This window comes from Nitrincola salilacus, from assembly GCF_046271865.1.
GTDB classification, from domain to species: domain Bacteria; phylum Pseudomonadota; class Gammaproteobacteria; order Pseudomonadales; family Balneatricaceae; genus Nitrincola; species Nitrincola salilacus.
This window is the reverse complement of record NZ_CP176580.1, coordinates 656,593-669,806: the sequence shown is the minus strand read 5'-3', so window position 1 is coordinate 669,806 and position 13,214 is coordinate 656,593. Positions and strand designations below refer to the sequence as shown.

13 protein-coding genes are annotated in these 13,214 nt (G+C 52.0%); 9 read left to right on the top strand and 4 right to left on the bottom strand.

What is annotated here, in order from left to right:
- Positions 1 to 46 precede the first annotated feature (46 nt).
- A complete protein-coding gene (locus ACK3CJ_RS03105; protein WP_409524944.1) occupies positions 47 to 1,660 on the bottom strand; it encodes a response regulator in 1,614 nt (537 codons plus the stop codon).
- A gap of 118 nt (positions 1,661 to 1,778) precedes the next feature.
- On the bottom strand, positions 1,779 to 2,579 hold the full coding sequence (locus tag ACK3CJ_RS03100; protein WP_409524943.1) for a thermonuclease family protein: 801 nt from the start codon (positions 2,577 to 2,579) through the stop codon (positions 1,779 to 1,781).
- 167 nt (positions 2,580 to 2,746) lie between these two features.
- Between ACK3CJ_RS03100 and ACK3CJ_RS03095 the strand changes: the two genes are divergently transcribed.
- From ACK3CJ_RS03095 to ACK3CJ_RS03055, 9 genes are all read left to right on the top strand, one after another.
- Positions 2,747 to 3,472: a SapC family protein gene (locus ACK3CJ_RS03095; protein WP_409524942.1), complete on the top strand. Its 726-nt coding sequence runs from the start codon at positions 2,747 to 2,749 to the stop codon at positions 3,470 to 3,472.
- Positions 3,472 to 3,828 (top strand): diacylglycerol kinase, encoded by a 357-nt coding sequence (locus ACK3CJ_RS03090; RefSeq protein ID WP_409524941.1) that lies wholly within the window; start codon positions 3,472 to 3,474, stop codon positions 3,826 to 3,828. The genes ACK3CJ_RS03095 and ACK3CJ_RS03090 overlap by 1 nt, the downstream gene beginning before the upstream one ends.
- Positions 3,829 to 3,909: 81 nt before the next feature.
- Entirely contained in the window at positions 3,910 to 5,721 is a 1,812-nt protein-coding gene (locus tag ACK3CJ_RS03085) for an LTA synthase family protein (RefSeq protein ID WP_409524940.1), read from the top strand.
- A gap of 83 nt (positions 5,722 to 5,804) precedes the next feature.
- Positions 5,805 to 6,866 (top strand): dTDP-glucose 4,6-dehydratase, encoded by a 1,062-nt coding sequence (gene rfbB / locus ACK3CJ_RS03080; RefSeq protein ID WP_409524939.1) that lies wholly within the window; start codon positions 5,805 to 5,807, stop codon positions 6,864 to 6,866.
- Between the two features lie 3 nt (positions 6,867 to 6,869).
- Positions 6,870 to 7,757 carry a glucose-1-phosphate thymidylyltransferase RfbA gene (rfbA, locus tag ACK3CJ_RS03075; RefSeq protein ID WP_409524938.1) on the top strand — a complete coding sequence of 296 codons (888 nt, stop codon included), beginning with the start codon at positions 6,870 to 6,872 and terminating at the stop codon, positions 7,755 to 7,757.
- Positions 7,754 to 8,332 carry a dTDP-4-dehydrorhamnose 3,5-epimerase gene (gene rfbC, locus ACK3CJ_RS03070; protein ID WP_409524937.1) on the top strand — a complete coding sequence of 193 codons (579 nt, stop codon included), beginning with the start codon at positions 7,754 to 7,756 and terminating at the stop codon, positions 8,330 to 8,332. The genes rfbA and rfbC overlap by 4 nt, the downstream gene beginning before the upstream one ends.
- Positions 8,333 to 8,354: 22 nt before the next feature.
- Positions 8,355 to 9,221 carry a dTDP-4-dehydrorhamnose reductase gene (gene rfbD / locus ACK3CJ_RS03065; RefSeq protein WP_409524936.1) on the top strand — a complete coding sequence of 289 codons (867 nt, stop codon included), beginning with the start codon at positions 8,355 to 8,357 and terminating at the stop codon, positions 9,219 to 9,221.
- Between the two features lie 8 nt (positions 9,222 to 9,229).
- The gene (locus ACK3CJ_RS03060) at positions 9,230 to 10,408 is read left to right on the top strand and encodes an acyltransferase family protein (RefSeq protein WP_409524935.1); all 1,179 of its coding nucleotides are present in this window, start codon (positions 9,230 to 9,232) and stop codon (positions 10,406 to 10,408) included.
- Positions 10,409 to 10,814: 406 nt separating this feature from the next.
- Positions 10,815 to 11,390: a class I SAM-dependent methyltransferase gene (locus ACK3CJ_RS03055; protein WP_409524934.1), complete on the top strand. Its 576-nt coding sequence runs from the start codon at positions 10,815 to 10,817 to the stop codon at positions 11,388 to 11,390.
- Between the two features lie 5 nt (positions 11,391 to 11,395).
- On the opposite strand, the gene ACK3CJ_RS03050 is transcribed toward ACK3CJ_RS03055, so the two are convergent.
- Positions 11,396 to 12,418: a glycosyltransferase gene (locus tag ACK3CJ_RS03050; protein WP_409524933.1), complete on the bottom strand. Its 1,023-nt coding sequence runs from the start codon at positions 12,416 to 12,418 to the stop codon at positions 11,396 to 11,398.
- Positions 12,355 to 13,086 carry a glycosyltransferase family 2 protein gene (locus ACK3CJ_RS03045; protein ID WP_409524932.1) on the bottom strand — a complete coding sequence of 244 codons (732 nt, stop codon included), beginning with the start codon at positions 13,084 to 13,086 and terminating at the stop codon, positions 12,355 to 12,357. Before ACK3CJ_RS03045 ends, ACK3CJ_RS03050 begins: the two co-directional genes overlap by 64 nt.
- Positions 13,087 to 13,214: the final 128 nt, after the last annotated feature.

Here is a 13,214-nt window from a genome sequence, read left to right as displayed (position 1 = left end):
CTACAGCTACAACTGCATCAGCACACACTTCAGTACGGCAAAAGGGTCAACGCAACAAGGCACCCAGTGTTCCTGACGGCATATCACTGACCGGCAGTCTGGTCAGCTTACGCAATTGAGATTGCCTGACTTTTGCTGCAGGTGCCAGAGGAACTCTATCGGCCAGAAGCAAAAAACGACCTACCATCTTCAGTCGTTCCTCCCGTTTGTTTTCACTATCACGCGCAGCCTCAAGATAGAGCTGAGCAAGGTTGATCATCGCCACGCCGTTAGCCGGGTTGTATTCCATTGCCAGGTTGAAATAGCGCAGCGCCTGATTCAGTTTGCCAGCCATATAGTGCCTCACGCCGAGCAGATTGACCTTGTCGCTCATCACTTCGTCGCGCACCACTTTTGTTGTGGATTTTTTCTTTGCCTCTGACTCTTTGACAGGTTCCAGAATAGGCACATCATCACCCGACAGCAACACCACTTCGCGTTTCAGATCCAGAGGCTGACTTAATTGGTGGTTGCATTGACTGGCCTGTTTTAAAAACCGCTCGGCTTCATTGATTTCACCACTTTCCTGGCACGCCTGTGCACGCAATAACGCACTTCTGACTTTGAACTCCTGATCCTTCGGGAAAGAGAACTCGGCATGGTTCAGCAACTCATCCAGCTCGTTATGCAACAGAATTCTGGCTTTCTTATCCGCATCCTTCATCTCCAGACGTCGGATATTAGCCAGTTTCAGATAGGGTTCAGGTGAGCGATAACAACTGCTGCGCCCCAGCGTGATTGAGCGTCGATAGGCACCCTCAGCCAGCTTCAGAGCCTTGACCTGGGTTGCGACCCGGCCCAGCTCCATTTGCCGAGGGATTCCCAGAGGGGATTTTGAAGCCGCCTCCTGCAGCACCTCACGCGCCATCGCAAGATCACCGTTGAGCTCATGCACCTTGGCCAGCAGATCCAGCGCCGGCACAAACAACGGGTAGCTTTCCACCAGCCCCATCAACACTTCACGACCATCAGCCAGTCTGTCCAGCTTCAGCAACGCCTTGGCCAGTACCAGACCGGTATCTTTATCAGAGGTTTGCCAGAAACGTTTTTCCAGGGCTTCGTACGCCTCTTCAGGACGCCCCAGTTGCAGCAGAAGCTCCGATTTCAGACGCTGTGCGAAATCATAACAAGGGTCCGAGGGTGGTATATCATCACAATGAAGCACGGCACGCTCCAGATCTCCCGCCTCAAGCGCCTGATCGGCTGGCCTGAGTGCCTGCTTCTTAGCCACAAGTGCATCAATACGGTGTTTGAGATCTTCGATGGAAAAGGGTTTGGTAATCAGCGAATCCGGGTTGCTGTCAATCGCGTGCAACACCACCTGCTGCGAAGAGTCACTGGTCATGAAGATCCAGCCAGATGTAGGCCGTATGTAGCCTCGATAGCGGGCCTCCTCAAGCAGTTGTATCCCGGTGACTTTATCACTGCTGTTATGACCCAACAGAATGATATCAAAGTGCTCTTCCTGAACAATATCCAGCACCCGTTCATTAACGGTCATCGCCTGAATGTTCTGGATACCCAGCTCACGCAGCATATGCACGATGGTGGCCCGCATATTGCCGCTGCTTTCTATCAATAGAACACGTTTGTCTGCATAGGAGATTCTGCGCGGCGCCACTTATCTCAAATCCCTGTACTGAGTTTGCCCGGTTTGTCTCCAGTATAACGACACAGAAGTCGATAACGCCAGTGATACTGCGGGGCTGGGCCGCACATGGCACACACCGGACACAATGCTAATTCAGAAATTCCAATGAGCGCCGGTCATCCAACCTCATACGCCACTGATGATGAGGTCGCTCCTCCTTGACCAGCCACCCCCGGGCACGCAACAGTTTACCTTTCAACTTCTCAAGATTCAGGTCTGCAAACACACCCATATTGTCCCGTCTGATCTGCAATGCCACACCGCCTTCAAGATTGATCCATATATTGTCGCGGCTCTCACCGACACGCACAACCTCACCCTTTACAATAGCGGCCCCTCGCGTCGACTCTGGCACCATGACACTATCGATGCCAGGATGGTACTCAGTCTGCGACCAGATGCCACGCCTTGCAAGCCTGGCTCCCTGCTCATGCAGCATCAGGCAATCTGCATAATCCAGATTCGGTGACACAAACACCTGCATCACCAACCCCTGCTCCAGCAGCAAACGCTGTACATTACTGCCGTCAGGCAAAAACAACCAGGCCAGACGCCGACCGTATTGATCATGTGTATCAGAGCCATAATGCAGCAGAACACGGTTATCATGCTCGGCCAGCAACTCCCTCAGGAAGTCGCGCCCTTCAACTGAAAATGGCTCATCCGGCTGATCGTCGCGCGCTAATTCAGGTGCATCGATACCCAATACCCTGACCCGCTCACCATTATCCAGCCGAACAGTATCAGCATCGTACACATAGCTGACTCGAACCGAGGCATCCTCGCGCAGTATCGAACAGATTTCGGCATAGGCCTGTGTTGAACAGACCAGCAATAACCACAAGACTACCTTTACCATATTCAATGGCCAACACACTCTGATACTCATCCGTTCTGAATTCCTCTTCTCAGATCCATCTGTATCCACGCTGCTTCACAGGATATTTTAGAACATTATCCACAACTGGAACGACTAGTGTTTATAAAAAGCGCCATCTTCTGCTAGAATTCCGCGTTTGCAATGACAATAGTGTGATAATAGAGGACAGGATTTCCATGGCTCAGATGCACATCGTGACTCCAGATGAATTTTCAAACAAATCCTGGAAGCGCGTCGACAACTTCGCGTTTGCCTCGCAGCGTAATCTGATACCGGTCGTCGGCAGTGAAGTTGCCAAACTTGCCAGTTCTCTCCCACTGGGGTTCATCAAGGTCGCGGACCGCTTCATGATGGTCGCCATGACATCCATGCAACCCGGCATCAACTACTTCATCATGCCAGACGGCAACTGGCTCGGAGACTATGTACCTGTCGATCTTCGCTGCCATCCTTTCAAACTGCTGAAACCCGACAACCATCCCAAAAAAGTGCTCTGCATCGACCAGGACTGTGGTCTGATCGCCGAGGCAGGAGAAGGAGAGTCCTTCTTTGATGAACAGGGAAAACCATCACCTGTCATGCAGAGTGTGATCGAGTTTCTCAGCCAGGTAGAGCAAAATCGTGAAGCGACTCAGATCGCCGTCAATGTGCTGGCAGAAGCGAACCTGTTGAAGCCTTGGGAATTAACGCTGAATCAGGGCGAGGAAGTTCATCCTGTCAACGGTATCTACTGTGTGGACGAGCAGGCACTGAACAACGCGACTGATGATGTCTGGTTGAAGCTGCGTAAAGCCAGCGCCACACCACTGGCGTATGCACAACTGATCTCCATGAACCAGCTTCCCAAGCTGCAGCAGGCCATAAACCTTCACACCCACTGGACGCAGCAGAAAACCAACTGATGAAACCCGGCAAAACAGGCATCACACGTATCGTTGCCGCAGCGCGTTACTCATGGAAGGGTCTACGCTCAACCTGGCAGACAGAAGCAGCCTTTCGTCAGGAAGTCGTAGCCTGCCTGCTGCTTGCACCCTGGATATTCTTTTTCGAATTAACCGGGGTTGAGCGCGCACTACTGCTATCCAGCCTGATATTGGTTTTGATTGTAGAACTGCTGAATTCGTCGATTGAAGCGGTGGTTGATCGTATCGGTACTGAGCATAGTGAACTCAGCGGCAAAGCGAAGGATGCTGGCTCTGCGGCGGTACTACTTACAATCCTACTGGCAACAGCTATCTGGATACTCATTCTGATCTAACAGTCTATTTCTGATGAGTGTCTGCTTTACCATTTCCGGATCAACATATTACCGGATCAACACCTGGACACCGACTGCGCCATGAAAATCAGCAAATATAAAAACAGCCTGCTCAGGGCGTGGGATTTCTGCCTGATCATCTCATTTTCAGCACTGCTTGTACTGGCGTTTCTGACACGAGACCTTTATGTAGATGCCATTTTCGGTGACGTTGTCGGATGTGACGGCTGCTTCACCATGACCCTGCTGGCTCATGACATCATTTATCTCAGCGGACTGCTTTTAATATTCCTGAGCTCATTTTTACTTCGCACCAAATACCTATACCTCCCTGTTCGACTGCTGGCACTGACTGGCGTACTTTTCTACATGTTCGATATAGCGATCATGCAGCAGTTTTTTACCCGCCTGATGATCGGTGACATCCGACAATATGGTGATCAGCTCAGCCTGATCTGGCGGCACGTGCAAAGCACCACCTTGTTGCGCGAAAATTCTCAGCTGCTGGCACTGGCATCTGCATGGGTACTGCTGACGGCTCTGACACCCCCGAGAAGAGCACATCAGTGCCGCTCTTTCATGGCTCTGATGATTCTGCCTGCAGTTGGTGTGCTCAGTGGTTTTACCCTGCAGCCCACTTCTTATGTTCACGACTGGGCATTGCGTAATGTTGTGATGGCCAACACGACACCTGGCGTGGCAGAGCCCTACTCGGAAAAAATGTTTGATCAGCTTGCTAACCTCGATATCGCCGAGGAGGAGTGCAGACAAGGTAGAGACCAGCAACAGAATATCGTACTGCTGATTCTTGAGTCCTGGTCGCCCTACCAGAGCCAGTACTGGAGCGGCATCAATAACTGGACACCGAAACTGGATCAGCTCGCCCTGGAGAACCTCGCCTATAAGCGCTATTTTGCCGGCGGATTTACCACCAATGAAGGCCTTATCTCACTGCTGGCTGGGATAGAGTTCATTTCGCCCATCAAGCGTTTTTTCAGCGTCATGCCGTTTGAGACCGCCTGGGGCAAACCGGACACCCTACCCAATCTGCTCAATCAGGAGGGGTACCATACTGCATTTCTGACATCCGGAAACCTTGCCTTTTCGCACAAAGACAAGTGGCTTGAGAGCATAGGGTTTGACTTCCTTGAAGGGCATGACTACGCAGGCTATGAGGGCCACCCTCGCCTGCACTTCGACGCTGTCCCGGATGACGTGCTCTATGAACGCTCCATGAATTATATCAGCGACCTGATGCTGGAACCGAATCCTTTCTTTGTAACAGTCGAAAACGTCTCATCCCACCATCCATTTGTGCACCCCTATACTGGAGAGCGAAGCGAGGAAGCAGTTTTTCGCTTTATGGATGACACCGCATATGAGTTCTATCTGCAACTCAGAGACTCAGGTTTTTTTGAGAACGGGCTACTGGTGATTGTCAGCGATCACCGCGCAATGATCCCCATCTCTTCGGCCGAGAATCGTATTATTGGCAAGGAGACTGCCGCCCTGATTCCCGCGCTGGTCATTTCTGATCAGCACACTGCCCATGAGATTACCCAGCCATACCACCAGAAAGACCTACTGCCGACACTGGTGCGACACGTTTCTGAGACCTATTGCAGCTCAGAGCCAATTCGCGATCTTTTGAGCCCGGAAGATACTGAAGAAAGCTGCCTTTTTCATGCCAGAGGTGATGACCGGGATCACATTAATGCCATCTGCCCGGATGGCATCGGCACCCTGGCACTATCCGGTGATGATTCCAGATTCATTCGCCACACCGGCTTTTCGCAGGCAAAGCGCAATGAACTCAAGCGCCAGATCAACCACCAGCGCGTAATCGGCCATCAACGTGAAGCGGCTTATCGAGCAAGCATCAACGCTCAGTAAGGAAGCCTTTGCTGGTTGATCAACGCAGAAAAGGTTAAACTGCAGCACGTGTATTTTCCTGCTTAAGACATGGACCCCTTGCCATGAAAATAGTTGTTACCGGCGGCGCCGGTTTTATCGGTTCTGCTGTTATTCGTCATCTGCTGCTGAATACGCAGGACAGCGTTATCAATCTCGACAAGCTGACCTATGCCGGCAATCCCGAATCACTGGCAGATCTGGCCGACAATCACCGCTACCATTTTATTCAGGCGGATATCTGCAATCGGCAGGCACTTGATCAGATACTGACCCAACATCAGCCGGATGCCATCATGCACCTGGCCGCCGAAAGCCATGTTGATCGCTCCATTGATGGCCCAGCCGCCTTTATCGAAACCAACATTGTCGGCACCTATACCCTACTTGAGGCCGCTCGCCAGTACTGGAAAGGACTGGACACAGCTGGCCAGGCGAGTTTCCGCTTTCACCACATCTCCACTGATGAGGTCTATGGTGATCTGGAAGGTACGAAAGACCTCTTTACCGAGAACACGCCCTACTCACCCAGCTCGCCCTACTCCGCCAGTAAAGCCAGCTCCGATCATCTGGTCAGAGCCTGGCAGAGAACCTACGGCTTGCCTATCCTGGTCACCAACTGCTCCAACAACTACGGCCCACGCCACTTCCCCGAGAAGCTGATCCCGCACATGATCATCAATGCCCTGCATGGCAAGCCGCTGCCCGTGTATGGTAATGGACAGCAGATCAGAGACTGGCTCTATGTTGATGACCATGCCCGCGCACTGCATCAGGTACTGATCAAAGGTGCGCCAGGAGAAACTTACAATATCGGCGGTCATAATGAGATGCAGAACCTGCAGGTGGTCGAAATCATCTGCGACCTGTTGGATGAGCTGGCCCCTGAGCGCCGACCGGAAGCACTCGGCAGCTATCGCGAGTTGATCAGTTTTGTCACCGACCGCCCCGGGCATGATGTCCGCTATGCGATTGATGCATCTAAAATTGAGCAGGAACTGGGCTGGCGGCCACAGGAAACCTTTGAAACAGGCATCGAAAAGACCGTTCGTTGGTATCTGGATAACCCGACCTGGTGGCAACGTGTGCTGGATGGCAGCTATCAACTGGAAAGACTGGGAGCATAACCGATGAAAGGCATTATTCTGGCCGGTGGCAGTGGCACACGGCTTTATCCGATCACTCGCGGTATCTCCAAGCAGTTGGTTCCGGTCTATGACAAACCGATGATCTATTATCCCCTGTCGGTACTGATGCTGGCGGGTATCCGCGAAATACTGCTGATCACCACACCCGAGGATCAGGACAGCTTCAAGCGCCTGCTGGGCGATGGCTCTGAGCTCGGCATTCAACTGAGCTACGTGGTACAACCCTCACCGGACGGGCTGGCACAGGCCTTTATACTGGGTGCCGACTTTATCGGTACGGACGATGCCTGTCTTATTCTCGGTGACAACATCTACTACGGCCATGATCTCAAACCGATGCTGGATAACGCGGTCAAGAATGCGCGCAGCGAGAACAAGGCAACCGTATTCGGCTACCATGTCAACGATCCGGAACGCTATGGTGTCGCAGAGTTTGATGAACAGGGTAATGCCATCAGCATTGAAGAGAAGCCTGCAGAGCCAAAATCCAACTATGCCGTTACCGGGCTCTATTTCTATCCCAACGATGTGATCCAGAAAGCACTGCAGGTGGTGCCATCACATCGTGGCGAGCTTGAGATCACCAGCGTCAACCAGATGTATCTGGCTGAAGATCGCCTCAAAGTCGAACTGATGGGACGCGGCTTTGCCTGGCTGGATACTGGCACCCATGAAAGCCTGCTTGAAGCCGCGGCATTCATCGAAATCATCGAAAAGAGACAGGGGCTGAAAATCGCCTGCCTGGAAGAGATCGCCTATGAGATGGGCTACATCAGCAAACAGCAATTGATCGATCTTGCACAGCCTCTGGCTAAGAATCAGTATGGCCAGTATCTGCTGCGTCGTGCAAAAGAGGGGCGTCACACGTGAAATTCACCCCTCAAGCCATCCCCGAAGTGATTCTGATAGAGCCCAGAATACATGGCGATCATCGTGGCTACTTTGCCGAGACTTTTCGTCAGGATCTGTTTGAGGAGGCTACAGGCTATGCAGTCAACTTCATTCAGGATAATGAGTCAAAATCCATCCGGGGGGTTTTACGCGGGCTGCATTTTCAGACTCCACCACACGCCCAGAGCAAACTGGTTCGCGTGACACAAGGCTGTGTACTGGACGTAGCCGTGGATATCCGCGCAGGCAGCCCGACCTTCGGGCAGCATGTTGCTGTCGAGTTGAGTGAAGAAAATAAACACCAGCTATTCGTACCCAGAGGCTTTGCACATGGCTTTGTCGTATTGAGCGAAACAGCAACCTTCTGCTACAAAGTGGACGCTTACTACTCTCCTGAGTGCGATAGAGGCTTGGCATTCGATGATGCTACACTGGATATAAACTGGTTGCTGCCAGAGCATGAACTCAGACTATCGGACAAAGATCGCCAGCAACCGACACTGAATCAGTTGGAGACAGCCTTCAGCTATAACAAAAACTATTACCATGACTGAGCTAACATGACTGAGAGCTATCATGACTAATCCAAGACTACTGATTACCGGCGCCAAAGGTCAGCTCGGACGGTCTCTGCAGGCAATGACTCAGGATGCCAGCCCTTTCGAGGTATGCCTGATAGACCGCGAAGAGGTTGATCTCTGCGACCCGGCTGCCATCGATGCCTTCTTCAAGGCACATCAGTTTGATATCGTCATCAACTGCGCGGCCTACACCGCCGTGGACAAGGCTGAGTCCGAACCGGATCTGGCAGATCAACTGAATCACCTGGCCGTTGCGCGCATCGCTGCACATGTCAAAAGTCAGCATGCGGTATTGATTCATATCTCAACCGACTATGTGTTCGATGGCGTTCAGCACCGCCCTTATCTGGAAAGCGATGCGGCAAACCCTCAATCTGTTTATGGGCACACTAAACTACTCGGTGAGCAGGCGATCCAGGAGATAGGTACAAGAGGTGTCATCATCCGTACCAGCTGGCTCTATTCAGAATATGGGCAGAATTTTCTCAGCACCATGCTCAGACTGGGTGCTGAACGTGACAATCTGAATGTGATCTTTGATCAAGTCGGCACGCCCACTCAGGCGCGTGATCTTGCCAGCGCCATCCTGAGCATCTGCAGCAGCCCCATCCTTCACAGTCAGACGGGCGAAGTGTTTCACTACAGCAATGAGGGCGTCGCCAGCTGGTATGATTTCGCTTCAGCCATCTTTGAGATAGAACAGCTGCAATGTGCTGTCAGCCCCATCGAGAGCAAAGACTATCCCACAGCGGCCGCACGACCACATTACAGCCTGCTCAATAAACAGAAGATCAAACAGACCTTCAACCTGACCATACCGCATTGGAGAGATTCACTTAGGCAAACCCTTAAACCAGAGTAAATGTAAAGATGAGTAAAGGGATTTTACAGGCGCAACAGGGATCGGATAATTCCCACTTTTTCCCGCTGATTGACCTGCTTCGCGCCTTCGCTGCGATACTTGTCATCGTATACCATGTGATCGTAATCAGTGAATGGACAGACTTCCCAGTCGAAGGTTGGTGGTTTCTCCTGTTCAGGGCTGGCTGGATTGGCGTCGATCTGTTTTTCGTCATCAGCGGCTTTGTCATCACGCTCACCGCCCTTAAAGAGCATGAGCGCAGCGGAACCCTTTTCATCGCAAATTACATTCAGCGTCGCTGGATGAGAATCGCACCTCTTTACTTCTGTACACTGCTGATCTATTTGATCCTGGTTGATCCATCAGCACTTTTACAGGGTTATAAAGCCGCTCTGGCACACCTATTCACACACCTGTTCTTTATTCACAACCTACTTCCTGAAACCCATGGGTCAATTAATGGACCGAACTGGTCGGTGGCGCTAGAGATGCAGTTCTATCTTATGATTGCCTTTATCACTCCCTGGCTGGCAAGAACACACCCTATCAAACTTTTGCTGCTTTTTATCGGGACAGCCATCACCTACCGACTTGTGACCACACTTGTTTTCACTCCAGGCATCTCAAGCACACATGTGCAGTATGTCTACAGCAGCCAGCTTCCCGGCTCGCTGGATGCGTTTGGTCTGGGGATAGCATTCGCCCTACTCATGACTGGATACCGATACAGCACACTGGCCAAACGCCTGCAGCCCGGGTGGATCAATACCGCCCTTTGGAGTACGAGCGCAACAGTATGCATTTACCTGACATGGACATCTTACTGGAATACTTCCAACTACTGGGATGACCACATGATGATAGGTCTGTGGAGGACTGCACTGGCATTCAGTTTTGCCTCGGTACTCGCCATCTGCCTTACCTTACCCCTGTCCAGAAGACTACTATCGCCTTTTCGGCCGTTTCTATATCTTGGAAAAATCAGCTATGGGCTCTATCTATGGCACATGCCGGTGTTGCTTACGTTGCTCCGATTTGACTGGTCCGACAAGAACAGACTCTTGGCCATGACACTTATTTGCACCGTGCTTCTATCTGCTGCAAGCTGGCACTTCTTCGAGAAACGGTTTCTGAAAGACAAGAGAACCAAGTGCAACCAGCGACCGACCCCTCTGGCTGCGCAGTAGTCTTTAGGATAGACTCAGCCATAGTGCATCCCTCTATGATTGAGGCCTGATAGTAATCAGTCAACAGGATACACCCTGCTCATTCGCCATATATCAACATAACTCCAGCGAGGTTGAGGTGATATCGAGAATCCTGTCTTATTTCAATCGACCCGGGCAATCGGGAGAGTCAGAAAAATCATGCGCTGCGGTAGACGTGGAGCCGTCACCCCCTGCTGTGGCACAACCCGCAGATTGGTTGAGCAGGGGTGTTACTGAATGCAACGACGATATATTCACGTACAACCCGCTGGAACTGCCCCTGCCAAATCAACTTCTTCGCGCAGCAGTCAGCGGTCCTGAACTTGATCGATTCATGTATATCGGCTCGGCATGGTCAGCCGCATGCGCGCGATACCAACCGGCAATGAGCGAGCCAACTGTTCTGGATATTGGTTGCGGCGTAGGCAAGATGGCACGCTTCCTGGCGATCAATCCTGCGCTTCGCTATATCGGTTTCGACATCTATTTGCCAGCGATAAAATGGTGCCAGCGAGAGTTTGCCAGAGTTTACGGAGACAGATTCCGGTTCGAGCATTTTGATGGGCACTCGTCAATGTACAACCCAGGCGGCACTGTGAAGGTTCAGGACTATCGATTTCCGGTTGGTGATGATTCAATTGATCTGGCGATTGGAGCATCGATCTTCACGCACCTTTACGAAGAGGATATGCGCCACTATTTTGTGGAAACGGTTCGCGTATTGCGGGCTGGCGGTGTGGCGGTATTTTCCATTCATACCCTGGATGAAGTGGGAGCATTTTTCCCGGACTCACAGGGTGTAGGAGAGCGGAATATTTTCGGTAATGAGCAGGTCATGCTGATCGATAAGGCCTACTTCATAAGTATCGGAAAAGAGCACGGTTTACGACTTCTCGACGCCCCTGGGCGCCTGTGTGGGCAAGAGCTGATCGTTTTTCAAAAGAGCAACCCAAAGGTGTAAGCTGACTATACGCGACCAGAACGCCTTGTAACAAAACAGCGCAGCAGACACAGCATTGAGAAAGCCAGGCGATCACGCCAACGCCGCCGGCAAAGGTGTGGTCTGAGTGCCAGATAGAAGAAACCCGCAGGTCTGAGCGATATCCACTGCCGGACGAAAGGCTCCTTTTCCACGTCAGTGAGTCTGGCGATCAGCGCCGCCTGAGCAAACCATTCACCTTTGAGCACCTTGTTAAGACGGCTCCGATAGGCAGCCAGGCCACGATTCATGCCCAGCTCATTACTGTCGTGCTGGCGGTAACGCAGGCCCGGTTCTGGATCTATAAACCACTTCAGCCCCTGTGCTCTAAACCAGGCATAGATAAACCAGTCATGCGACACCACCTCACCGAGCGTCCGCTCATGCTCACTGCAGTAGTGCTGCAACCGGCTCACAGGCTCTGAGCGCATCACAAACGTACAACCAGGCCCAGGGGCTTCAAACAGGTGATCCCAGGATACCTGCGGTTGGGCCTTGCGGACCAGACGCTGCCGACCGTCTGGCCAGAACGCCAGTACATTGCTCGAATAGGCATCAACTTCAGGATGCTGCTCAAGATAAGCAGCGGCCCGAAGCAGCTTATCCGGTAACCAGATATCATCCTGATCAGCCAGACTGATCAAATCATAAGCAGGAACATCCGCATCACGCAGCAGGCGGAAAAAATTGGCGGCGGCGCAGCCGAAGCGCTGCTGGGTCGGCAACAGATGAACATTATCCCGCTGCGCGGCCAGAGCCTCAAACCATGCCTGAGTGCCATCAGTAGAGGGATCAATACTGACCAGCAATGTCACTTCAACACCCTGCTGCGCCAGTATGGAATCCACCTGCTCAGGCAACCACTGCATCCCCTGATAGGCTGCCAGACACACCAGCACTCTTAGACGATCATTGTTGGAATTACCCCTGCCGATGGTGGCTGCCATCATCGCTGCAACACCATTAAATGCCCTATCAACACCCAGCGCCAGCGTAGTTGAGTGAGCCATCCAGCAGTGGATTTTCCCGCTGTATGGCTGGCACTCGACAAATGACGACGATAGAAAAGCAGTGGAACCGGCAAAAAACAAACACGGCCAACACGCTCGGCTACCAAACCGATCCACCAGTCATGCATCGGAACATTGGACGGAATCGGGAGGCTGGCTTCCAGGATGTGGCGATTGAATGCCATACAACAACCCTGATAACTGTTGCGCATAAGGTTTTTCAGCAAACCTGGGCCTGAGCCACGCAGCTGAAAAAAAGAAGGGTACATGGGGGTCAGCTGTTCGTTAACAACTTTGCAATCGGTCACCACCAGATCGTACTCGCACAGCTGCTCCAGACATAAAGCAAGCCGGGTGTCATACCAGATATCATCCTGATCCGCGAGAAAGATGAACTCACCTCGTGCCTGCATCAAAGCATGATTGAAATTAGCCGCAGGACCGGGAACAGTGCAGTTGAATATACGGATGCGGCCATCCTGAAAACCATAGACGATATCGAGCGTTGCATCTGTGGAGCCATTATCGGAGATAATCAGCTCATCCTTATCACCCAGTTGCTCCAGAATTGAGCTGACCTGGGAGGCGATATAAGCCTCACCATTGAAGGAAGCCAGGCAAACACTGGCTCTGACGTTACTGGCACTGGCACCATCTTTCGCAGGCATGATCACCCTCCTGGAACCTGTTGACGATCATGCATCACTTGGCACACCCTGACCCATTCACTCCAGCCGTCCTGAATCCTGTATCTGCTCATACCCACTTGCGATACCTGACCAGCTCGACAATAACC

Excerpts from the sequence above, each read along its gene's own strand:
- ACK3CJ_RS03100 (WP_409524943.1), bottom strand. The coding sequence starts at position 2,579 with ATGAGTATCAGAGTGTGTTGGCCATTGAATATGGTAAAGGTAGTCTTG.
- ACK3CJ_RS03095 (WP_409524942.1), top strand. The coding sequence starts at position 2,747 with ATGGCTCAGATGCACATCGTGACTCCAGATGAATTTTCAAACAAATCC.
- ACK3CJ_RS03090 (WP_409524941.1), top strand. The coding sequence starts at position 3,472 with ATGAAACCCGGCAAAACAGGCATCACACGTATCGTTGCCGCAGCGCGT.
- ACK3CJ_RS03085 (WP_409524940.1), top strand. The coding sequence starts at position 3,910 with ATGAAAATCAGCAAATATAAAAACAGCCTGCTCAGGGCGTGGGATTTC.
- rfbB (WP_409524939.1), top strand. The coding sequence starts at position 5,805 with ATGAAAATAGTTGTTACCGGCGGCGCCGGTTTTATCGGTTCTGCTGTT.
- rfbA (WP_409524938.1), top strand. The coding sequence starts at position 6,870 with ATGAAAGGCATTATTCTGGCCGGTGGCAGTGGCACACGGCTTTATCCG.
- rfbD (WP_409524936.1), top strand. The coding sequence starts at position 8,355 with ATGACTAATCCAAGACTACTGATTACCGGCGCCAAAGGTCAGCTCGGA.
- ACK3CJ_RS03060 (WP_409524935.1), top strand. The coding sequence starts at position 9,230 with ATGAGTAAAGGGATTTTACAGGCGCAACAGGGATCGGATAATTCCCAC.
- ACK3CJ_RS03055 (WP_409524934.1), top strand. The coding sequence starts at position 10,815 with ATGAGCGAGCCAACTGTTCTGGATATTGGTTGCGGCGTAGGCAAGATG.
- ACK3CJ_RS03050 (WP_409524933.1), bottom strand. The coding sequence starts at position 12,418 with ATGGCTCACTCAACTACGCTGGCGCTGGGTGTTGATAGGGCATTTAAT.
- ACK3CJ_RS03045 (WP_409524932.1), bottom strand. The coding sequence starts at position 13,086 with ATGCCTGCGAAAGATGGTGCCAGTGCCAGTAACGTCAGAGCCAGTGTT.